Origin of the sequence: Chroococcidiopsis cubana SAG 39.79, from assembly GCF_003991895.1 — a bacterium.
Classification (GTDB): domain Bacteria; phylum Cyanobacteriota; class Cyanobacteriia; order Cyanobacteriales; family Chroococcidiopsidaceae; genus Chroococcidiopsis; species Chroococcidiopsis thermalis.
Genome location: NZ_RSCK01000028.1, coordinates 18,595 through 40,065, shown reverse-complemented (window position 1 = coordinate 40,065; position 21,471 = coordinate 18,595). Strand labels below are relative to the sequence as shown.

Annotated in this window: 26 protein-coding genes, 1 tRNA gene and 1 other annotated feature; of the genes, 11 read left to right on the top strand and 16 right to left on the bottom strand. The window is 45.3% G+C overall.

Going from position 1 to position 21,471, the window contains the following annotated elements; all coding sequences use genetic code 11:
* Positions 1–10: 10 nt before the first annotated feature.
* The 8 genes from rplL to rplS all read right to left on the bottom strand — a co-directional run bounded on the left by rplL (position 11) and on the right by rplS (position 4,323).
* On the bottom strand, positions 11–406 hold the full coding sequence (gene rplL / locus DSM107010_RS17610; RefSeq protein ID WP_015154767.1) for a 50S ribosomal protein L7/L12: 396 nt from the start codon (positions 404–406) through the stop codon (positions 11–13).
* Positions 407–457: 51 nt separating this feature from the next.
* On the bottom strand, positions 458–1,009 hold the full coding sequence (gene rplJ, locus DSM107010_RS17605) for a 50S ribosomal protein L10 (protein ID WP_106167476.1): 552 nt from the start codon (positions 1,007–1,009) through the stop codon (positions 458–460).
* 66 nt (positions 1,010–1,075) lie between these two features.
* Positions 1,076–1,239 (bottom strand) — a sequence feature (ribosomal protein L10 leader region).
* A gap of 131 nt (positions 1,240–1,370) precedes the next feature.
* On the bottom strand, positions 1,371–2,087 hold the full coding sequence (rplA, locus tag DSM107010_RS17600) for a 50S ribosomal protein L1 (protein ID WP_015154769.1): 717 nt from the start codon (positions 2,085–2,087) through the stop codon (positions 1,371–1,373).
* Positions 2,088–2,256: 169 nt separating this feature from the next.
* Positions 2,257–2,682, bottom strand: coding sequence for a 50S ribosomal protein L11 (gene rplK, locus DSM107010_RS17595; RefSeq protein WP_015154770.1), 426 nt, complete (start codon positions 2,680–2,682; stop codon positions 2,257–2,259).
* A gap of 9 nt (positions 2,683–2,691) precedes the next feature.
* Complete coding sequence (gene nusG, locus DSM107010_RS17590; RefSeq protein WP_015154771.1) at positions 2,692–3,333, bottom strand: transcription termination/antitermination protein NusG; 642 nt, start codon at positions 3,331–3,333, stop codon at positions 2,692–2,694.
* Positions 3,333–3,551, bottom strand: a complete 219-nt coding sequence (secE, locus tag DSM107010_RS17585) for a preprotein translocase subunit SecE (RefSeq protein ID WP_015154772.1) — start codon at positions 3,549–3,551, stop codon at positions 3,333–3,335. Before secE ends, nusG begins: the two co-directional genes overlap by 1 nt.
* A gap of 224 nt (positions 3,552–3,775) precedes the next feature.
* Positions 3,776–3,848, bottom strand: a tRNA-Trp gene (locus DSM107010_RS17580).
* Between the two features lie 112 nt (positions 3,849–3,960).
* Positions 3,961–4,323 carry a 50S ribosomal protein L19 gene (gene rplS / locus DSM107010_RS17575; protein WP_039716820.1) on the bottom strand — a complete coding sequence of 121 codons (363 nt, stop codon included), beginning with the start codon at positions 4,321–4,323 and terminating at the stop codon, positions 3,961–3,963.
* Between the two features lie 343 nt (positions 4,324–4,666).
* Between rplS and DSM107010_RS17570 the strand changes: the two genes are divergently transcribed.
* The gene (locus tag DSM107010_RS17570; RefSeq protein WP_015154774.1) at positions 4,667–5,215 is read left to right on the top strand and encodes a phycobiliprotein lyase; all 549 of its coding nucleotides are present in this window, start codon (positions 4,667–4,669) and stop codon (positions 5,213–5,215) included.
* Between the two features lie 228 nt (positions 5,216–5,443).
* Positions 5,444–6,490 carry a fatty acid desaturase gene (locus DSM107010_RS17565; protein WP_106167477.1) on the top strand — a complete coding sequence of 349 codons (1,047 nt, stop codon included), beginning with the start codon at positions 5,444–5,446 and terminating at the stop codon, positions 6,488–6,490.
* Between the two features lie 36 nt (positions 6,491–6,526).
* On the opposite strand, the gene DSM107010_RS17560 is transcribed toward DSM107010_RS17565, so the two are convergent.
* The 4 genes from DSM107010_RS17560 to DSM107010_RS17545 are packed head-to-tail and all read right to left on the bottom strand — an operon-like array spanning position 6,527 to position 11,075.
* Positions 6,527–8,236, bottom strand: a complete 1,710-nt coding sequence (locus DSM107010_RS17560; RefSeq protein ID WP_106167475.1) for a diflavin flavoprotein — start codon at positions 8,234–8,236, stop codon at positions 6,527–6,529.
* 17 nt (positions 8,237–8,253) lie between these two features.
* Complete coding sequence (locus DSM107010_RS17555) at positions 8,254–8,931, bottom strand: hypothetical protein (RefSeq protein ID WP_015154777.1); 678 nt, start codon at positions 8,929–8,931, stop codon at positions 8,254–8,256.
* Positions 8,924–9,316, bottom strand: coding sequence for a hypothetical protein (locus DSM107010_RS17550; protein ID WP_106167474.1), 393 nt, complete (start codon positions 9,314–9,316; stop codon positions 8,924–8,926). The genes DSM107010_RS17555 and DSM107010_RS17550 overlap by 8 nt, the downstream gene beginning before the upstream one ends.
* A gap of 37 nt (positions 9,317–9,353) precedes the next feature.
* Positions 9,354–11,075, bottom strand: coding sequence for a diflavin flavoprotein (locus tag DSM107010_RS17545; protein ID WP_015154779.1), 1,722 nt, complete (start codon positions 11,073–11,075; stop codon positions 9,354–9,356).
* A 150-nt stretch (positions 11,076–11,225) separates the two neighbouring features.
* Here DSM107010_RS17545 and DSM107010_RS17540 point away from each other — a divergent pair, with 150 nt between their 5' ends.
* The 4 genes from DSM107010_RS17540 (at position 11,226) to DSM107010_RS17525 (ending at position 13,626) form a co-directional block, all read left to right on the top strand.
* The gene (locus DSM107010_RS17540) at positions 11,226–12,032 is read left to right on the top strand and encodes a pantothenate kinase (RefSeq protein WP_106167473.1); all 807 of its coding nucleotides are present in this window, start codon (positions 11,226–11,228) and stop codon (positions 12,030–12,032) included.
* Positions 12,033–12,095: 63 nt separating this feature from the next.
* Positions 12,096–12,368 carry a ribbon-helix-helix domain-containing protein gene (locus DSM107010_RS17535; RefSeq protein ID WP_015154781.1) on the top strand — a complete coding sequence of 91 codons (273 nt, stop codon included), beginning with the start codon at positions 12,096–12,098 and terminating at the stop codon, positions 12,366–12,368.
* Positions 12,365–12,715, top strand: coding sequence for a type II toxin-antitoxin system PemK/MazF family toxin (locus DSM107010_RS17530; protein WP_106167472.1), 351 nt, complete (start codon positions 12,365–12,367; stop codon positions 12,713–12,715). Before DSM107010_RS17535 ends, DSM107010_RS17530 begins: the two co-directional genes overlap by 4 nt.
* A gap of 23 nt (positions 12,716–12,738) precedes the next feature.
* Positions 12,739–13,626 carry a sugar kinase gene (locus DSM107010_RS17525; RefSeq protein ID WP_106167471.1) on the top strand — a complete coding sequence of 296 codons (888 nt, stop codon included), beginning with the start codon at positions 12,739–12,741 and terminating at the stop codon, positions 13,624–13,626.
* Here the strand turns inward: DSM107010_RS17525 and DSM107010_RS17520 are convergent.
* Positions 13,623–14,225: a Uma2 family endonuclease gene (locus tag DSM107010_RS17520; RefSeq protein WP_127023479.1), complete on the bottom strand. Its 603-nt coding sequence runs from the start codon at positions 14,223–14,225 to the stop codon at positions 13,623–13,625. The two genes, DSM107010_RS17525 and DSM107010_RS17520, sit on opposite strands and share 4 nt — an antisense overlap.
* 138 nt (positions 14,226–14,363) lie before the next feature.
* A complete protein-coding gene (murG, locus tag DSM107010_RS17515; protein ID WP_106170671.1) occupies positions 14,364–15,437 on the bottom strand; it encodes an undecaprenyldiphospho-muramoylpentapeptide beta-N-acetylglucosaminyltransferase in 1,074 nt (357 codons plus the stop codon).
* Between the two features lie 108 nt (positions 15,438–15,545).
* Between murG and DSM107010_RS17510 the strand changes: the two genes are divergently transcribed.
* Positions 15,546–16,463: a nuclear transport factor 2 family protein gene (locus tag DSM107010_RS17510; protein WP_199755596.1), complete on the top strand. Its 918-nt coding sequence runs from the start codon at positions 15,546–15,548 to the stop codon at positions 16,461–16,463.
* 107 nt (positions 16,464–16,570) lie between these two features.
* Positions 16,571–17,344, top strand: coding sequence for an SDR family oxidoreductase (locus DSM107010_RS17505; protein ID WP_106170668.1), 774 nt, complete (start codon positions 16,571–16,573; stop codon positions 17,342–17,344).
* A 47-nt stretch (positions 17,345–17,391) separates the two neighbouring features.
* Here the strand turns inward: DSM107010_RS17505 and DSM107010_RS17500 are convergent, their stop codons facing one another.
* Positions 17,392–18,000 (bottom strand): hypothetical protein, encoded by a 609-nt coding sequence (locus DSM107010_RS17500; protein WP_106217363.1) that lies wholly within the window; start codon positions 17,998–18,000, stop codon positions 17,392–17,394.
* Between the two features lie 129 nt (positions 18,001–18,129).
* Here DSM107010_RS17500 and DSM107010_RS17495 point away from each other — a divergent pair, with 129 nt between their 5' ends.
* Positions 18,130–18,318, top strand: a complete 189-nt coding sequence (locus DSM107010_RS17495) for a hypothetical protein (RefSeq protein WP_127023476.1) — start codon at positions 18,130–18,132, stop codon at positions 18,316–18,318.
* 65 nt (positions 18,319–18,383) lie between these two features.
* Here DSM107010_RS17495 and DSM107010_RS17490 read toward each other — a convergent pair whose 3' ends face one another.
* Positions 18,384–18,977, bottom strand: coding sequence for a thylakoid membrane photosystem I accumulation factor (locus DSM107010_RS17490; RefSeq protein ID WP_041463116.1), 594 nt, complete (start codon positions 18,975–18,977; stop codon positions 18,384–18,386).
* Between the two features lie 564 nt (positions 18,978–19,541).
* Between DSM107010_RS17490 and DSM107010_RS17485 the strand changes: the two genes are divergently transcribed.
* Together DSM107010_RS17485 and DSM107010_RS17480 are read left to right on the top strand one after the other, a co-directional pair.
* Positions 19,542–19,847, top strand: coding sequence for an ArsR/SmtB family transcription factor (locus tag DSM107010_RS17485; protein WP_015154790.1), 306 nt, complete (start codon positions 19,542–19,544; stop codon positions 19,845–19,847).
* 290 nt (positions 19,848–20,137) lie between these two features.
* Positions 20,138–21,469 (top strand): efflux RND transporter periplasmic adaptor subunit, encoded by a 1,332-nt coding sequence (locus DSM107010_RS17480; RefSeq protein ID WP_015154791.1) that lies wholly within the window; start codon positions 20,138–20,140, stop codon positions 21,467–21,469.
* Positions 21,470–21,471: the final 2 nt, after the last annotated feature.

Below are 21,471 nucleotides of genomic sequence, written 5' to 3'. Positions count from 1 at the left end.
GTTGGGGGATCTATTTAACAGTCACCTTAGCACCAGCAGCTTCTAGAGTCTTCTTAGCTTCTTCTGCCGCTTCTTTAGCAATGCCTTCCTTCACTGGCTTGGGTGCAGATTCTACCAAGTCTTTAGCTTCTTTCAAGCCTAGACCTGTTAGTTCGCGCACTTGCTTCAGGATGGCAATCTTCTTATCAGCGGGGACTTCTTCCAGAATTACGTCGAATTCAGTCTTCTCTTCGACTTCCTCAGCAGGAGCGCCAGGAGCAGCACCAGGAGCCATCATCATCATGCCCCCAGCAGGAGCAGCAGCACTTACACCAAAGGCTTCTTCGATTTGCTTGACTAACTCAGATGCTTCTAGCAAAGTTAGAGATTTGAGTTGTTCCAAAATTTGATCGGTTGCAGCAGACATGCAATTAACTCCTATGTAATCTAAATTTGTGCTTGTCTTTCTCGCTACTGATTAAGCAGCATCTGTTTCGGTCGCAGCCGAGCCATCTTTATCGGCATACGCCTGAATACCACGCGCCAGCGAAGATGGAACTTCGTTGATACCCACAGCAACTTTGGTTGCCAATGCATTGATAGCTCCAGCAATTTGAGCCATAAGCTGCTCTTTAGATGGCAAGTCTCCCAGTGCCTTAACATCTGCTTCTTTCAGCAGACGACCTTCCATTACGCCACCGCGCAATTCAGTTTTCTTGCTGGCTTTTTGGAAGTCCTGGTAAGCCTTGATTGCACCGCTGATATCTTCTTTTACCAGCAAAAATGCTGAAGAACCTTGGAGCAATTCTTCCATAGCTAGCCAGTTATCCTGACCGCTAATCGCGATGCCCATCAGCGTGTTTTTGGTTACTTTACAGACTGTTCCGGTTGGGCGCAATCGCCGCCGTAAATCTGTAATCTCAGCTACTGATAACCCTTGATAGTTAATTACAAGAGCGAGTTGGGACTCACTCAAAGTAGCTTTGAGATCCGCCACGATCTCTTGTTTGTTTTCTATGGTTCTACCCATTCATTTCACCTCCTAGCTTGGAATGCGATCGACCAATTCACATGAAATCCGTGTCTCCTACCCTACCCACCCAAAACAAAACCTCGACTCAAGAGCCGAGGTGACACGGTGTACGTCATGTTATTTCGACTTCACTATAACTAGTGTCATCAAAAACATTTTTGTACAAACCTCGGCAGGATATTAAGCTAATTAGCCCCTGCTGTCTTCGGCTATCAATTTTTGATTGGTAGTTGGTAATTGGTAATTGGTAGTTGGTTATTTATCAGCAGTCAGTGATTGCCAGCGATTTTGACTTTTGACTTTTGACTTTTGACTTCCCATTACCTATTACCCATTACCCATTACCCATTACCATAAATTATGCTGCTTCTGTCATCTTGAGATCTCGTAAGCCGCTGATTTCAACTTCAATTGCAGGTCCCATAGTCGCGGAAACAAAAATAGTACGCCAGTAACGACCTTTTGCACCAGAGGGACGGTTGCGATCGATAGTTTCTTGTAGCGCCTTCAAATTGACTAACAAATCTTCGGCGGGGAAAGCTGCTTTCCCAAACATAACGTGAACGATTCCCGTGCGATCGGCACGAAATTCCAGTTTACCAGCTTTAAACTCCGAAATTGCACTGGCTATGTCAAACGTTACCGTTCCCCCTTTGGGCGATGGCATCAAACCGCGTGGACCCAACAGCTTACCCAATCTTGCCACCTGGGGCATCACATCGGGTGTGGCGATGAGTTTGTCAAAGTCCATTCTACCGTTTTGAATTTCGCTAATTAATTCCTCAGAGCCAACAATATCTGCTCCTGCGTTGCTCGCTTCTGTGACCTTTTCACCTCTAGCAATCACGGCAACGCGGACTTCTTGACCCGTACCTTTGGGTAGTACAACTGTCGTTCTGAGCTGTTGGTCTGTATATTTCGGATCGATTCCCAACCGTATATGTGCTTCTGCGGCTTCGGGAAACTTAGCTGTAGCGGTTTCTTTTAATAATTGCAACGCTTCAATCGGCGCATAAGCCCGATCTTCTACTTTCTCTTGCAGCGATCGCAATCTTCTCGATACTTTTTTTGCCATTTTTCTCTCCTGGGGTCGTTGCGAAGCTTCCTGCCTCTCCCCCGATATAATTTTGCTGCCGTTTACTTTGAGGTCTTTTGTCACTTACAAATGACAAATGACTTAGGGCGTAGACACCCGAAGGGTGGCTTCTCGAAGAATAGCCCTTGCCGAAGGCTATGACGAATGACTACTCAGTAACGTTTACGCCCATGTTTTTCGCCGTTCCTGCCACAATTTTCATCGCAGCATCGATATCATTAGCGTTCAGGTCTGGTAGCTTCGTTTGAGCGATTTCCCGCAACTGAGCTGTTGAAATCGAACCAACTCGCTTTTTATTTGGCTCGTTGGAACCGCGCTCGATCCCTGCTGCTTTACGAATCAATACGGAAGCAGGAGGAGTTTTGAGGACAAATGTAAAACTTCTGTCTTCAAACACCGAAATTTCTACGGGAATGACCATTCCTGCTTGGTCGGCGGTTCTGGCGTTGTATTCTTTGCAGAACATCATAATATTCACGCCATGCTGACCTAGCGCTGGTCCGACTGGCGGTGCTGGGTTAGCTTTACCAGCATTCAATGCCAGCTTAATGACCGCAACTACTTTCTTTGCCATTTCTCTGTTCTAGCCTTGTTTCTGAACCTGATTGAACTCCAATTCTACGGGCGTGTCCCGTCCGAAAATTGAGAGTAAAGCTTTTAGCTTACTCCGTTCTGGACTGACTTCCACCACTTCGCCTTCAAAGTCTTTAAACGGACCAGTTAACACGATAATTCGATCTCCAGCCGCCAAATTGATTTTGACTACTGGCTCCTGTTCCTGAGCTTGCTTAAAGATTCTTTCTACTTCTGGGGGACTGAGGGGTAGGGGTTTAACGTGACCGCGACCGCGACCGCTACCACGCTTTTGTTCGGCTCCGACAAAGTTAATGACGTGAGAGGTATTTTTCACTACCTGCCACGTTTCATCGTCCATTGCCATTTTGACTAGCACGTAACCAGGAAACACTTTTTCATCCGTTTCTTGCCTACTGCCATCTTTGCGGATTTTGAAGGCTTTACTTTGCGGAATTTCTACTTGAAAAATGCGCTCGGATACGTCGAATGTCTGCGCCCGCCGCTCTAAGTCTGCTTTCACGCGCTTTTCACAGCCAGAGGCGACTTGTACGGCATACCAACGCGGTTTGCGATCTGCTGTGTCCGCGATCGCTGGTTTTGCCTCTTCTTCGCGGCGAGAGTCACCTGGCTCGTCTGTTGCAAAAGTCATTAGAATACCTTTCTTGCTGCCCAAGCAAACAACGCATCAATGAGGTAAATCATTGTGGCAGATAGTGCCACCATTGATAGTACGGCTAAAGATTCGCTGATTAGCTGTTGGCGACTGGGCCAAACTACTTTATCAAGTTCCTCTTTAGTTCCCTTTAAAAAGTCGGTGACGCTAAATCCACTGCTTTGTTGGATCTCGGCTTCGTTTTTCTTGCTCACGGTTGCTTTACACCTCAATTGATAATAGAAGCGATCGCGGTTTAACCCTCACTGCTTGACTGTTTTGTTCAGACTGAGCAGTTCGTTCGAGTCCAGCCGATCTAACTTATATATATTTAAGATCTGGGTCGTCACCAACTAATTTTACCCAAAAGCTTCTACTTTTGCTGGCGATAGCTAGCATTCGATCGCGCTTTTGGGTAAGGGATTTGCCTGATTGAGAGCGCGCCCTGGAGGACTTGAACCCCCGACATCCGGTTTTGGAGACCGACGTTCTACCAACTGAACTAAGAGCGCACAAATTTGGCTGGATTCTAGTCTAACGCAATTTGGCGACCTGAAGCGCGATCTTCGCGATTGCTATTGGGTAATTTTTCTTGCGTGACTTGCAACAGTTACCCAATTGCAATTACAGGGCGCGATCGAACCGTTGCTTGATCCGAGTTGCCTTCCCTACGCGATCGCGTAGGTAGTATAGCTTAGCACGTCGTACCTTACCACGTCGCATAACTTTAACGCTATCAATTCGAGGCGAATGCAGTAGAAAGACTCGCTCTACACCTACACCTTGAAATACGCGGCGCACGGTGATCGTTTTGTTAATGCCGCTGTTACGCATGGCAATAACTACGCCTTCATAAGGCTGAGTACGTTCTTTGCCACCTTCTTGAATAATTACCCCGACTTTTACCGTGTCACCGATATAGATCTCAGGTAAATTCGACTTCAACTGCTCCGCTTCAATCGAGCGGATAATTTCTTGCGCGTTCATCATTTTTAAAAAACTCACAATCGTTAATCATAGCTCAATGTTTATCGATCGGTCTAGGGGGTGTCAGTGACTAGTGACTAGTGGCTGGTGGCTAGATGCTTCCGACTGCCGAATTCCCTAATTGTGTCAACAATTACAACCACTCAACCGCCTTCTTGGTAAGCTCTGGTGCGAAGTCACTCTGAAGAGTTAATTCATCTACAAGATGTCAAATTTGAAAATTTTGACTTAATATATAGTCAATCGTTAAAAATATTAACAAGATCTTGCTTTCTGGAACATCCCCAAGTAGGGGGACTAAGATGCGCAAGATGAATACATAGTATGTAAGGACTTGCTAACCGTGACATCACAATTAAGATTGGCTCAAGTTGATGAAGCATCGGCATCCCAGAAAGTTGCTGAGTTCTTTCGCAAGTCGGCGGGTGAATGGCGATCGCAACGACGATACTATACGTTACCTGATGGCGAAACTAAGGAAATGGTCAGCTACATTACCATCAGGTTTTTAGAACCAGGGTGCGATGAGTTAAGAAAATTAGCAGAATTACATCAATTGAGCGATCCAGGTATCTTAACTTGTGGTGCAGAAGTAAGTTGGGAAAGCCGGGATTCGGTGTCACAGAAGAAGCAGTCAAAAGGTGCAACAATGTTTGGAGTTGCAGGTTCTACTTTATATCGCGATCGCGGTTTTGCCACGACTAAACCTGTAACAGCTGAATATTACTTTCTAGAATCGGAAACCATGTGTCTGCGAACTGAGTATAATGGCTCAGTCTTTGAGGAACAGTTAAAACTAATTGGCGATAAGTATCGTACGCGCCAGACAATTATTTCCCGTGCAGGGGAACAACAGATGATCGGTCAATATTTGGAAAAGCGGGTGGAATAACGTTTCTACCATAGAATTGTCGTAGGGGCGCACAGCTGTGCGCCCCTACATGTGTGTTATGTGTCACCGCGATCGCATTGACAATAAAATCAAATTGATATTCTCGATAAAAATTCGTTATTATCAGAGATTTATTCAAATTTCGTTACATTTTGGCATTACAATAATGTTCGCTGTTTAAAACTAAAAAACTCTGTGCCATTCGAGCTTGTTAGTAGTGTAGAAAATCTGGGAAGCAAGGAAACTAGCCAAGATCGGGCAAGCCTTCCCTTCACGCTGGCAGAACTGAAAGCTGCAATCCCTGCCGAGTGCTTTCAACCATCTACTTGGCGATCGCTTGCCTACTTCTTTTTAGATATAGGTATTATTAGCCTTCTCTACGTAGTGGCTAGTGCAATTGACTCTTGGTGGTTCTTTCCCATTTTTTGGGTGATGCAAGGAACCATGTTTTGGGCTTTATTTGTGGTTGGACATGATTGCGGACATCGCTCGTTTTCTAAGTATAAGTGGTTGAATAACTTAGTCGGGCATTTGGCACACACGCCAATTCTCGTCCCTTTCCACGGTTGGCGGATCAGTCACAGAACCCATCACAATAACACTGGCAATATCGATACAGATGAAAGCTGGTATCCGGTGACGGAAGCCACATATCGACAGATGGCTTGGTATGAAAAACTACTACGCTTTCAACTAATTTTGTTCTTGTATCCACTCTATTTATTTAAGCGATCGCCTGGAAAACAGGGTTCGCATTTCTTACCTAGCAGCAATCTTTTTCGTCCTTCCGAAAAGTGGGATGTGATTACGAGTACGATCTGCTGTGGATTGATGATAGCTTTCTTAGGTGGACTGACTTACCTATATGGCTGGATGTTCTTGCTGAAATATTACCTAGTACCATACGTCATTTTTGTGATGTGGCTGGACTTGGTAACATTCTTACACCACACAGAACCGGATATTCCTTGGTATCGAGGTGAGGAATGGTATTTCTTAAGAGGGGCTTTATCAACAATCGATCGCGATTACGGCTGGATTAACCCCATCCATCACGATATTGGGACTCACGTGGCACATCACATATTTCTGAATATGCCACACTACCACCTGCGCACCGCGACGGAAGCAATTAAACCAATCTTGGGAAATTACTATCGCAAGTCTCAGGTTTCCATATTGCGGGCTTTATGGCAATCCTATAAATCTTGCTATTTCGTCTCAGATACAGGCGGAGTTGTTTATTATCAGTCTCCCAAGGAATTGAAGGATTAAAAAAGTAGAGACGTTACATATAACGTCTCTACTTTTTTAATAATGATTCCCTGATTTACGGTGATGGACGGCGGTGACACCATCGGGGTTGAGGACTTTTCCGTTATCGACGATCGCGTAGACAATCCAGTGATCGCCAGCCTCCATCCGATTATTAACCGTACATTCGAGATACGCTAAAGCATCAGTGAGAATGGGACAGCCGTTTTCAGATGTTTCCGTAGCAACATTGGCAAATCTATCCTCGCCTGGGGCAAAGGATTTCATAAAGTGCTTGCGTAATTGTCTTCCTTCTGCCAAGACATTTAAAACCAATTTATCGCCGCTATGCAGCATCGATTCAATCGCACGGTCTTTAGCCACAGCTACAGTGAGTCCTGGCGGATTGAATGTGGCTTGAGATACCCAAGAAGCTAGCATCGCACTAGAAATTTCTTCGTGCTTTTTAGTGGTGACGACGCATAGAGAACCGACAATTCGTCCTACAGCTTGTTCTACATTGCTAGCTGGTTGACGTGCGATTCTGACTTTTTTCGCCCGTTTGACACTTTGGGCAAAATCCGTACCTGTTTCTTCACATAGTTGCAAAGTGACATCAGTAGGTTTGAATTTGACGCGGATCGGGTCAAATCCAAATCGATAACCAGCGTCTTTGAGTTTACCTTCAATTAATTCTATTGCTTCTCCACTCCAGCCAAAGGAACCAAAAACCCCTGCAAGTCTGTTGCTGCTAGAGGTAGAGAGAATGATCCCTAAAGCGGTTTGAATTGGAGTTGGTGCGTGTCCGCCAAGGGTGGGGGAACCGATGACAATCCCAGCAGCTTTTTCTACAGCGGTGCGGATCTCGTCGGGTTCGGCAAATTCGCAGTTGATCGATTCTACGGCGACTCCAGCTTTAGTAATTCCACGGGCGATCGCCTGTGCTAGTGTTGCAGTACTACCATAAGCTGAGGCATAGAGCAAGGCTACGGTTATATCCTGAGAGGTTTGCTGTTTGCTCCACTGACGATAAGCTTGAGTGAGTTCGATCAATCCATAGCGAACGATGGGACCGTGACCTACGCCATACATTCTCACGGGTAATTCGGCAAGTTTTTCCAGCGCCGTTTCTACTTGTCGTGCATGGGGAGCCATGACACAATCGAAATAATAGCGACGGTCTTCGTTAAAAATTTCCCAGCCTTCATCAAATACTTGTTCGCCGCACAGATGTGCACCAAATAGTTTATCGGTGTAGAGAATTTCGGTTTGCGGATCGTAAGTACAAAGGTGGTCGGGGTAGCGAGGATTGGGAGTAGGAATAAATTGTAAAAGATGCCCTCTGCCCAAATCTAAGGTTTCATCTCCTCGCATCACCAAAATGGATAAATCTTCACTTTCCATCGTGGTACGCAAATTTTTCGCCCCAGGATTAGAACAGACAAAAGTAATTTGGGGGGCAACTTCTAACAAGGCTTTGAGAGTAGCGGCGCGGTTGGGGTTGACGTGTCCTAAGATGACGTAATCTAAACTTTTGAGGTCGAAGCGCTGCTGTAAAGCTTCGAGATAGATTTGGCTAAAAGTTTCGCCGGGAGGGTCAATCAAGGCAGTTTTATCGCCTTGAATAAAATAGGAATTTGCCGTCGTGCCTTTAGCAAGGGCGTACTCAATTTCAAAGCGTAGCCGCGCCCAACTGCGCGATCGCACTATAGTTGTATCGATCCCGATGGGTAGAACTTGAACGTCGCGGGGTTTTGTTTCTAGCATGGTTTAATGCATTTAAATTAGGAGTCACTTGATTTCTCTTCTGCTGTCACCGAAAGCAAATAATCTAAAATTACAACACCAGTTCTAACCACTGACTTAGTAGCTGCATCAGATATTTTGGAGCCACGATGTATTACTCTATTGCAAGTGCTGTTAGTTTTCATCAACAGTACTAACGAATCGGGCGAGAGAATTTCTTTGGCAACAAGCTCTTCAGCCATGCCTACAATACCTATTGGACGTGTTGAAATATCGATACCATGTTCGTAAGCAATTCTTCTGAGTTCTCTTTCTAATTCAAGTCTTAATTTTGCTAATGCTAATGAATTATCTATCCCGATTAATTGATTTATGCTTACATCCCAAGGCAAGGATTGAGAAACCGCAACTTTGCCTTTTTGACTAATACTTGATTCACTTGTTTCTATTTCTACAATGCTTTTGCTAATATCAACTTCGTCAAACAAGATTTCATCTAAAGATGAATTCATTTTTCGTTCTCTTCCTATAAACCGCTCGAAAGCAGATAAGGCAGCAACTGTAGTCATACCTGAGATAATTAGCAACACTTGGTCTATTCCAGATGTTGTCTCATTTTTTCCAACCACAAAAAGCAGATAAGCTGTAACAAAGGCAAGAATTAATCCTGCGATTATGCTGCGAAACCCTTCAATTTGTGCAGGTCTACTAATCATCTTCTTTTCCTTTGTCTCTGCCTGAAAATGTTTCTTTTACTAAGTCTGGTGCAAGTTCGTACAGAAATGCTCCCAGTACTAGCAACCCTGCTTCAGTCGAGCCATTAATGAATAGCACTAAACCTATTGTAAGAGCAGCAACAGAAACACCTATTCGTCGCCATATCTGTATGTTCTGTATGAAACGCCCCTGTTTACCTTCCTTAATAACTTCATTTTGTTTGATGATTTCTCCCCGTATTTGAGTCCAAAACAAGGCTTCTTGAGGAGAATTTGCTTTAGCTATGCGTTGTTCTACTTGGGAAAGGGCTGTAGGCTCGGCAGAAGCGTTAGAAGCAGATGGTAACTGAGCAGATGTTTTCTCCAGTCCCTCTTCTTCTGACATTTTCTTATCTTGAATTAATACAACAGCAACCCCAATTCTAGTAAGAATTTCCTAATTTCCGATGGTGAACGGCGGTGATAGATTCTGGTTTGGAGACGCGACCTGCATAAACCGTACAGTAGACGATCCAGTGGTCATTGCACTCCATCCGGCTAGCGACTTCGCATTCCATATAAGCAAGGGCATCGGTAAGAATAGGAGAACCATTTGTTGCCATTTGGGTCTTGACTCCAGCAAAGCGGTCAGCGCCAGGGGGAAAGCGCTTGAGGAAGTGCTTCATCAGGGCTTGGTAGTTACCTTCTTCCAAGACATTCAACACGAAGCGATCGCCGACCTGCATCAAAGACTCGATCGCCCGGTCTTTTGCCACTGCGATCGTGACTCCCAAGGGTTGAAAACTAGCCTGGGCAACCCAAGAAGCTAACATCGCCCCAGAGAGTTCGCCTTTTTGGGTAGTGATGATGTAAAGTCCGCTGCTGATTCTTCCCAGGGCTTTTTCTAAGTCGGCGGCGAAGGCTTTTAACTGTTTAATACTGCGATCGCGCGTCAGTAACTGTCCCAAGTCCGTTCCCGATTCTTCGCACTGCTGGTATGTATTCTCTGTCGGGGTATCTTGAATCCGAATGATACCAAAAGCTGGAGTCAAGCCCAAGTTACGAAACTTATTTTGCAGTGGATAAATCGGTTCGTCGTCGCCACCCCCAGATTCAAATAGACCAAAGACTTGCTTGGCTTTGACAGCTGCCAAAATCGAACTGAGGGTATCGTGGGCGGGATCGCTGAGGCTGCTGGGGGGCATCCCAATGATAACTCCGGCGCTGCGACCGACAATTTCTTGCACTTCTTGCTGGTCGGTTGTCCTCATATCGACCATCTCTACAGCAACACCCGTTTTATCTATCCCGTGGGAGATAAAAGCTGCAAGGCGATCGCTGTAGCCATAGTCTGGAGTGTAAAACAGGGCGACGGTGGTTTCTGTCTTAGCTTGATTTTGGCTCCAACTACGGTAGCGTCCGGTGAGTTCCGCAACATTGTGAGAGAGTAAAGGTCCGTGACCAGTACCAATGATGTTGACTTTCCCTAATTCACCCATCCGTTTCATCGCAGAGATCACAGAACGGGCATTAGGAGCCATCAAACACTCGTAGTAGTATTGAAAATCGGCTTCGATCGCGGTTAAATCTTCATCAAACATGCGCTCGTCGCAGTAATGCAACCCAAAAGCATCGCAGGTGTAGAGAATTTGGGTGGCGCGATCGTAGGTAAAAATAGTATCGGGCCAATGCAAATTAGGCGCGCTGACAAATTCCAGTTCGTGTCCGTTGCCTAAATCGAGGCGATCGCCATTTTTGACGATTTGGCGTTGGAATGGTTGGTGTACCATGTCCTCAAGAAACTGCAAGGCAACTTTGGAGCCGATAACCGTGGCGTTGGGTGCGAGTTGCAGCACGTCTTTAACCAAGCCGCTATGGTCTGGCTCGGTGTGGCTGATAATGATGTAATCTAGCTGTGAAAGGTCAATCAGATCTTTGAGGCTATCTAAATACAGATGGCGAAATTTTTCGTGGGAAGCATCAACTAAGGCAGTTCGTTCGCCCTGAATGATGAATGAGTTATACGTTGTACCGTTTTGCAGACCGTATTCAATGTCAAAGCGATCGCGATCCCAGTCGAGCGATCGAATTGCTGTGGTATTGGCAGCAATTTCACTTGTCTGGATTGTCAGGCGATTTTGCTTTCTATCGGCGAGTACTACCATTAGTCCTCTCCCCTATAATTTTTAAGTATTATTTCCTTATCTTCATTCTCTCACGTCTTTCTTGTAAAGCTTTATTAAATAAATTATCAGTGAGTTAAAAAAGCTAAAAGTAAATCGTAAGTCGTAAGTCGGAATTAACTAATAACTGAGATGGAAGCTTGGCTGGGTTTGGAAATTGGCAATTCTCGGTTGCATTGGGCTTGGTTTGCAGGCGAAGAGATCCAAGAGACTTGGGATACCCCCCATCTTTCTAGGTTGATTGAGCAACAGCTAGCTCAGTGTAAGACTTTTGCCGATCTTCCCCAAGAAATTCTGTCTCCTGACTTAAATACCTCTCGTCTCTCGCCTCTCGCCTCTCGCCTCTTACCCATCTACATTGCTTCAGTTGTTCCTAGTCAGACAGCGCTGTGGCAAGCATACCCAGAAGCACACGTAATTTCGCTAGATAAAATCTCTCTTTCAGGAATTTACCCCACACTAGGGATCGATCGCGCTTTAGCTGTGTTGGGAGCTGGAGAAGCTTTCGGTTTTCCCGTCTTAGTTATTGATGCAGGGACAGCATTAACTTTTACAGGTGCAGATGGCGATCGCTGTTTGGTTGGTGGGGCGATATTATCAGGATTGAGCCTACAGTTGCAGTCTTTAGGGCAACAAACGGCTAATTTGCCATCAATAACAACTCCCGAAATTCTTTTTTTACCCGAACGCTGGGCGATGAATACCTCAGAAGCAATCCAAAGTGGAGTTATCTACACGCTAATTGCCAGCATTCGCGATTTTGTTACGGCTTGGTGGGAAAAATTTCCCGATAGTCAGATTTGTTTTAAAGGAGGCGATGGTAAGTTGCTACTGGAATATCTGCGATCGCTCCATCCTGAATTCACAGATCGAAAAATTATGTATGAACCAAACCTAACATTTTGGGGAATGCGATCGTATCTGCAAAGTTTCCAGTAATTGTTTTTGAGCTAAGCTAAAAATGATGCCACTTGCGACATCAATTTAGCCACCATAAAAGACATGGAACGGACGGTACGTACCACTCTCACTCTACCTTCTGAGCTTCTAGAAGCCGCCGATAGAATGGTTAGCGAAGGGAAAGCCAAGAGCCGTAATGAGTTTGTAGCTCAAGCTTTGCGACACGAACTGGCAACACTACAACGAGCAGAGATTGATGCAGCCCTAGCTGAGATGGCACAAGACCCAGACTATCAAGCAGAAGTGCTAAGAATGGAAGCTGAGTTTGCTCCTGCTAGCTGGGAAGCTTTAAGTCTAGGGGCTTCTCAGGTGTGAAACGGGGAGAAGTCTATGATGCCCGCCTCGAACCCGTTGAAGGTTCTGAACAAGGAGGAACTCGACCCATCATCATTGTTAGTCGCGATGCAATTAATGCCTATAGTCCTGTAATTTTAGCCGTTCCTTGCACTACTTATCAGCCAGATAAGCGAGTTTATCCGACTCAAGTTTTAATTCGTGCATCAGATGGGGGATTGAGTAAAGATTCTATTGCTATGGCAGACCAGGTGCGCGTTTTATCTAAAGCTCGTCTTTTGCGCTTACGAGGAATGCTCTCGCATCAGGCAATGTTGCAATTAAACCAAGCATTGTTAATTGCTTTAGATTTGCTAGGGCAAGATTAAGTAAAAGCTAGAGTTTATAGCTCATGATAAATCGAAGCGAAGTTAAAAGTGTTCGCGGGCTATTTGTTGGTCTAGTCACCCTAGATTTTGTTTATTTAGCTCCATCCCCACCAACTAACAATCAGAAAATTGTTGCATCCGATTATGTTGTTGCAGCTGGGGGTCCTGCTACTAATGCTGCCGTCACATTTAGTTATTTGGGGAATCAGGCTACTTTGTTAGGAATAGTAGGAAGCCACCCGATTACTCAGCTAGTTCGAGCAGATTTAGCAACTTATGGAGTGGCGATCGCAGATTTAGCACCCAGTCAAACTGAACCGCCGCCTGTCTCGTCAATTATTGTCTCCCAAGAGACGGGGGAACGGGCAGTAGTTTCTATTAATGCTGTCAAAAACCAAGTGACACCTGAATTTATCCCAAACAATATTTTACAAGGTGTAGATATAGTTTTAATTGACGGACATCAAATGTTAGTAGGAGAAGCAATCGCCCAACTTGCTAAAGCTAATAATATTCCTGTTGTTGTTGATGGTGGTAGTTGGAAACCTGGATTTGAAAAAGTTCTGTCTTTTGCAGACTACATTATCTGTTCTGCTAACTTTCGCCCTCCCAATTGTCACAACATGGAGGAAGTCTTTGCCTATCTTTCCCAAATAGAAATTCCTCATATTGCGATAACTCAGGGAGAACAACCAATTCAGTTTTTAGATGAGGGAAAAATCAAATCTCTAGAAATTTCTCAAATTAAACCTATAGATACTCTCGGTGCAGGAGATATTTTTCACGGGGCTTTTTGTCATTACATTCTTCAGCACAATTTTATTGAAGCTTTAGGAGCTGCGGCAAAAATTGCTGCTCGGTCTTGTCAGGCTTTCGGTTCTCGTCAATGGATGCAAACTGGGAGAAATTAACTATCGGGATTAGCTTCCTCTAACTGCTCTGCCTCAAAGTCAACTTTGTTATATAAATCTTCTAGAGAGATTTGAAAGAGAACAGAGTGTAAGGCAATCATTTCATCTTCTATATCATATTCTCGAATTTCCCAACGCTTTCTTCCCGTCTTCACATACTGCATGACATTAATTTTGGTTTGGTCGATTAATATGTATTCTTGGAAAGAAGCTATAGTTTTATAATCCTCGAATTTTGCTTGACGGTCGCGACTTTGGGTAGACTTAGATAAAATCTCGGCAATGACAATTGGATTAGTCACTGTATCGTTACGATTATTGTAATACTCTGGCTTTCCGGCAATTATCATGACATCGGGATAGGTGTAAATGTTCTTATCAGGGATCCACAAACGCACGTCACCCATAAAAACTTCGTAGTCTTGCTGTCTGAAAGCAAAATTTAGTCCAGTACTAAGATTTAGTGCTAGCCGATTGTGATTTGTCGTTCCGCCTACCATTGGAATAATTTCACCGTTTATATATTCACTCTTGAATTTAGCTATCTCTTCTAAAGCTAAGTACTCATCTTGGGTGTAGTAGCGTTCGGTTATTTGCATAGTTTCCTCAATCTCAAATTACAACTGGAAATCACAAATTCTACCGATAGTTTAACTTGGTAGGTTGTACAAAATATCGGAGGGCGGGTTTAGGAAGATCTCAGATTGCAGCAGAGATAGTTGGTAAACCCGCCCCTACTACACTATTTCGCGGACTAACTGTGCCAATCTTTCAGCACTATCAACTACTGCGATCGCGCCTGCTTTTTTTCCCATTTGAGCTAACTTTTCAGGTGAATGCAACAAACTTAAAACTTCTTTGGTTAAGATTTCTGGTGTTAATTCTGGTTGACGAAAGACTAAAGCCGCTCCCGCTGCCACTAAAACTTGAGCGTTGTAATATTGATGATCTTCCGCTGCTGTTGGTAGGGGAATAAAAACCGCTGGCTTGCGGGCGATCGCTAATTCCGTTACCGTACCAGCTCCGGCTCTGGCAATAACTAAACTTGCCCGATGCAACAGCCGCGCCATATTGTCATAAAAAGGCAGTGCAATATACTGCGGATGTTTCAAACTTTCCACGTCAGGATCGTTACTTCCCGTCTGATGTACCACCCACGCTCCAGCCTCAAACCAAGCCGTAGCAGACTGCCGCACTAACTTGTTGACAGCTACCGCTCCCTGACTACCACCGACAATTAAAATCAGCGGTACGTTCTCAGGGATAGCTAAATCTAGAGGTGGTAGCGTATCTAGTGCCTCTACTTGAAACTGCGATCGCACGGGCGTACCTGTAAAGATGGTTTTGACTCCAGATAAGTATTTTGCTGCTGGTTCAAACCCAATCGCCACAACACTACACCAACGACTTAAAAAGCGAGTCACTTTGCCGGGAATAGCATTCGATTCGTGCAAAATAACGGGTAAACCAAGCGATCGCGCTGCAATAACTGCTGGAGCCGCAATATATCCACCCGTTGTTAACACCCCCTGAAACTGCCCCTGTTTTAGCAACTTTCGCGCCTGAAAAATAGCAAGAGCCAGTTTAGTTAAAATTTTTACCGTACCCAGCCCCAAGCGTTGCTGAATGCCTTCTACATCGATAGTATGCAAGCGATATTGGGATGGAACTAATTGAGTCTCTAATCGATTCGGAACCCCCAACCACTCAATCTGGTAATCTGATAACTGTTCCGCAGTGGCGATCGCCGGAAACAAATGTCCGCCAGTGCCACTTGCTGCAATCAATAGTCGCATCCGTGCATCCCCCATTCCCTTCTACCAAGTCAAGACACAGGTTAACCTAAGATAGAGCAAATGATGTTGTTTTCGGTCATTGGTCATAAAGTGCGAATTGCAAATTGCAAATTGCGAATTGTCATGACAGCTAACTTGCTCAATCGGGAAATATTTAGGCGATCGCCAATGGGTAAAATCTTGAATTCTCTGTCTGCTTGCTTGTTAGTTCCAGTACTGCTAGCACTCTCTGTCATAGTCTCAAGCAACCGTACCGTTGCCCAAGCTCCAGTACAAACCCCGCCAGCATCCACCCCCACTAATGCGCCTCAGCCTCAGCCACCAGTACCGCTCAACGCACCCGCAGAACTGACAAACATAATTGCGCAAATTGATGCGGCTGCCAACCAACGCAACATTAATGAGGTATTAAAGTTTTATAGTCCCAATTTCACTCATTCCGATGGCTTAACGCGCCAAAGCATGACACAAGCTTTAACTGCCCTATGGAAGAGTTACCCGCAGCTCAAGTATCAGACGCAACTGCTCTCGTGGCAACCTCAAGGCAGGGCTACGATCGCAGAGACGGTGACTAAGATTACTGGCACGCAGCCGCAAGCGGTTGGTAATACGCTACTCGATGCCACCATTAGATCCAAACAGAGGTACGAGAACGGTCAAATCGTACAGCAGGAAATTCTTTCCGAGCAAAGTCAAATTAAAACTGGAGACAAACCGCCAACGGTAGAAGTCAAACTACCGCAGCAGGTAAAACCCGGGCAGCAATATAACTTTGATGCAGTCGTGCGAGAACCATTAGGCGACGATTATCTCCTCGGTGCGGCGATCGAAGAACCAATTAGACCCGATAATTTTGCAAATCCGGCGCGGGTGGATCTAGAGTTACTCTCATCCGGCGGACTATTTAAAATCGGTCGCGCTCCCATCAAACCCGATCGCTACTGGGTTTCTGCCGTACTCATCCGAGGCGATGGCATGACACTGGTAACTCAGCGCCTTAATGTAGTCGGCAAAAATCCACCTGCGGCGCAGAAGCCATAGAAGAGAGCTGAGGGAGCTGAGGGAACTGAGGAAGAAAAACTGCTCCTGACTCCTGGCTCCTAAGTTTTGACTTTTAACTTTTGACTTTTGACTTTTCAGAAAGGAGTATGGTTTCAGTCCGACATCAGATTGTATTAATTACGGGTGCAAGTAGTGGCATTGGTGAAGCGACAGCGCAAATATTTGCCCAAGCTGGTGCTAAGTTAATCTTAGTAGCCCGTCGTCAAGAACGATTAGCACAATTGGCAGACGATCTTAATAAAGAATTTGCCAGCGATATACATACTATGCAGTTGGACGTGCGCGATCGCACCAGTATAGAATCGGCTTTAGCTCAGTTGCCGTCTGAATTCTCCGCGATCGACGTTTTAATTAACAATGCTGGTCTGAGTCGCGGTTTAGACAAGCTCTATCAAGGCAGTTACCAAGATTGGGAAGAAATGATCGATACCAATGTTAAAGGGTTACTTTACTTTACCCGTGCGATCGTCCCAGGAATGGTAAGTCGCGGACGGGGACATGTTGTCAACCTCGGCTCGATCGCAGGACATCAAACTTATCCTAACGGCAACGTCTATTGTGCTACTAAAGCCGCCGTCAAAGCAATTTCTGAAGGCTTAAAACAAGACTTACTGGGGACTCCCGTGCGGGTTACATCCGTCGATCCTGGGATGGTAGAGACGGAATTCAGCCAAGTTCGATTTCACGGCGATACCGAACGAGGAAATCAAGTGTATCAGGGACTCAAACCCCTCACGCCAGAAGACGTAGCCGATGTCATTTTCTTCTGCGTCACGCGATCGCCCCACGTGAATATCAGCGAAGTTTTGATGATGCCCGTGGATCAGTCGAGTTCGACTTTGTTTAATCGAAGGGGTTAGGGAGTTGTAGAGACGTTCCATGGAACGTCTCTACAACCAGCGTACTATCAACAAATCGGTCGATTCCCAGGATTCACAGCATGAATGTACTCGCTACCAGAATCGGGCCAGCCGCGTTTGTAGGCTGCTTCTTGGGGTTGACCCCAACCCAGTTGCAGAATAATTTCGAGAAAATTTATATTTTCTGATTTCCACAGGGTCGCCCATTGGGTTCGGTGCATAATTCTTTCGACATCAACTGGCGTAATCTGTCGGTAGCCTTTGCCGTGATTGATACTCAGGTAAATATCCATTCCTGCCGTGACTTCTTGCCAAAACTCGGCGATCGCGGATCTATGCTCCTTCAAGATTTCCAAATCTTCAGGTACGGCGATTAAGTGGGCATCAACTTCAGGATATGCGATTGTTTTACCTTTAACCGTCATCTGTCGCCAGACAATGCCAGATACGCCATGTTCGATTTGGTAACGATGTACTGCTGCCTTAAAGTCTTGATAGGCAGTAAATTTTTGCAAGCCTTCGGGTTTGAGATACTTGTCGATCGCAATATTCCCAGAAGGCTGCGCCGCCAAGTTGAGCCTTTGTCCCTGGAGACAGGCTTGGCGTTCGGCTGCCAAAATCTCAATTAGCTCCTGTGTAGTGTACGCTTTTGTCATTAACTAGTGGCTAGTGGCTGGTGGCTGGTGGCTAGTGGAACCAGTGACTAGTTGGGGCTATTGCCGATCATTTTGCCTAAAAATTGTCCTTTTGTCTGCGCATCTGCAATACATTTTGAGGAGTGAGGAGTGAGGAGCGAGGGGCGAGGTAAAGGACAAGGGGGACAAGGGGGACAAGGGGGACAAGGGGGACAAGGGGGAACTCGGGGACCCCACGACCGAAGGGAGTGGGGATTAGGGGGCGAAGGGGGACAAGGAAGCAGAGGAGAAAATCAATTCAATATCCAAAATCCCCACACCCTACACCCCACACCCTAAACCCTTTCCTGAGCGCACCACGCACCACTCTCTTTCCCTCACTCCTTGCTCCTCACTCCTCGCTCCTATTCCGTCACTTCAGAACTAAATTCATTGAAAGAGCGGCGTTTCAACTCAGATGATTCGGTACGGGGTAATAAGTCAAATACTTCTCGCAGGGTGTCATCTACTCGTTCGTAAGGAACTTGCCCTGTTTCATTCAGGACGACTTTACCCGCTTTGTCGAATACAATAACTTGCGGAACTGCACCCTTGTAGTAGTAGCCAGGTTCGGTGGGCTTGTAGGTCAATTCCGGTAAAATGGTGTCTACATTGACAGGAATGATATCTGTTGCCCGACCATAGAAGGCTTGCATCCGCGATACTGCTGAAGCATACTGCTTACAATCGCTGCAATCGTCTAAGTACAACACTAGCAGCGTGGCGCGATCGCTTGCTGCCATAGATTTTTCTAACGTTGTTTTTGGTGGTACTAGTGAGGCATTTCCACCATACAACACAAAAACGTTCCCTTCATAATTGTCGTCGTTGATTCCTGCTAGGGCAGAGGGTATTCCCAGGCAGTACGAAAATACGACGAATAGTAATAACAACTTAGTCAACAATCGTCTCCATCGACGTGTCGCGTTTGGAGGTGACTGGAGCTGAAAAAAATTCATTGCAGCAAACCTTAGATTTGAGCCAATAGTCCACATCTACCATTAGACTATTTTTTTGCTGTTGGTTGTTGGTTGACGGTAAGAGAGTGGTGCGTGTTGATGCGGGTGTGAGGTGTGGGGTGTGGGGTGTGGGGTGTAGGGTGTAGTGAGAGAATTGATGTTAATTTTGTTAACTACATCTATCTTAAGTCGGAAATCAGAATCGGTAATTTTGATTTAATCTATATAAGGAGAAGCAGGAGCTAAAAATTCTGTCATAGCAATAGAAATTGGAGGTTTGAAGTCGCAAAAATCTGAAAAAGGTGTAGATTCGCGATCGTTCGTTCAATCTGGGTGCTAGCGGTTGACAGGAGCAGTTAATCGATGTATATCAATATATAAACGACATAGTTATTTAGACAGGGTTATTTATGCATAGTTACTGAAACTGTGTTACTGAAACTATAGGTATTAAAACTGTGAGTTATTGAAGCTATAGTTACTCAGGCATAGTGATTAAGGCTATGTTATTGAAACTATGTATTAGGTTGCGTCGATTGGTTGAGTAACTAGGAAATATTTCAAATGGACGCAGCCCAATTTCAGCAAGTGGCAAAAGCTCTAGCGGAGCCACGGCGATTGGAAATTCTAACAGCGATCGCTACCCATGATGAGCTATCTTGCCGAGAAATAGTCGAGCAGTTTCCTGTATCGCAAGCAACAGTTTCTCATCACATTAAGGAGTTAGTTAAAGTCGGTTTGATCGAAACTAGGCGTGCAGGGCAATACTGTTATTACAGTTTTCGTGCGGAAGTTTTGTCAATTTATATTACTCAGTTACAGCAACTTTTGACAATAAACATTCAACAAAAATCGCCGGAACGAATTTAAGTGACTTGAATTGGAGACAACCAATAATCTCGATCGCGTATAGAAGGGAATTTAAACCTATTACAAATATAACTTTCACCGTTATTACAGGAGTCACTACTTAAGTAATCAAACCGCTAACTGACAACTTTTTGTACAGACGTTACATGTAACTGATAACTGTAGAGTTTGGTATTGACCGATGAATTATTACACAAAGGTGAGGCAATAAGCCAAAATTACAATTCTCTTTAGAGAATTCCTGACTCTTCGTTAGTCAAAACTTTTATTTAGCAAGCTTTCTATTCAATATGGAATCATCAGAACCTAAAGCATCCGCTACGGATGAGAGAAAACAAGTCCAAGACAAACCCCCAGGTAAACGCAAGCCGTGGATGTGGTTATTGGTCGGTCTAATCGCCATTGGTGGCGGAGTTGGACTATGGTATTTACTCGCACCCAAAAATCAAAACGCCAATTCAGCCGCACAGCAGCAACCGCCAACTAAGGTGAGGCTAGCCACCCTAGAATCAGGAGCAGTCAGCGAAAGTAGCGAGTATATTGCCAATTTAGAATCGCGACGATCCGTGACTTTACAGCCGAGAATTCAAGGGCAAGTCTCTCGTATTTTCGTTCGTCCGGGCGATCGCGTCAATCGAGGAGCGAACCTAATCCAGATCGATCCAGAAGAACAACAAGCAGCCGTCAGGAGTTCTAGCGCCGCGATCGCAGCTGCCGAAGCAGAAGTGGCAAATGCCGAAGCAACCCTGAGTTCCTTGCAAGCAGAACGCCTTTCCAACTTGTCGAATGTCAGATTCAACGAGAAAGAATACAAGAGATATTCTGACCTTGCCGACCAAGGAGCGGTAGCGCGATCGGTTGCGGATGATTATACCAATAGAATCGCTACGGCAAAAGCCGAACTCAATGCGATCGACAAACGCATTGCCGCTCAGAAAGCTACCGTAGCTCAACAGGAAAAAGCCTTGGCAGAAGCAAGAGCGAATACCCAAGGACAGGAAGCGCAACTGAAATACTACACGATTACCGCACCCTTTGCGGGTACAGTGGGGCGAATTCCAGTCAAAGAGGGGGATTTTGTCAACACATCAACCCAACTCACAAGCGTTACCGAGAACCAACCCCTAGAAGTCAATATCTCCGTACCCATCGAACGGGGACCAGAACTACGCCAGGGAATGCCAGTCGAGCTGCTTGACGGACAAGGCAAGCGTGTAGGGACGAGCAAGGTCTTTTTCATTGCCCCTAACACCGCTACTAATACCCAATCCGTACTCGTCAAATCTCTATTTGAAAATTCCCAAAATCAACTGCGTGCCGACCAATATGTAAGAGCGAGAGTCATTTGGAATCAACGCCAAGGCATTCTCGTTCCCACAACGGCAATTAACCGGATTGGCGGTCAAAACTTCGTCTATGTAGCAGAATCAGCACCACAACAACAGTCTCAACAGGCACAATCGGGACAACCACAGCTGATAGCACGGCAAAAACCCGTGAAATTAGGCAGCATTCAAGGTAACAATTACCAAGTTCTCGAAGGACTAAAACCTGGAGAGCGAATTATCACTTCAGGACTGCTCAACCTTAGAGACGGCGCACCGATCGCCCCTGAATCTTAAAG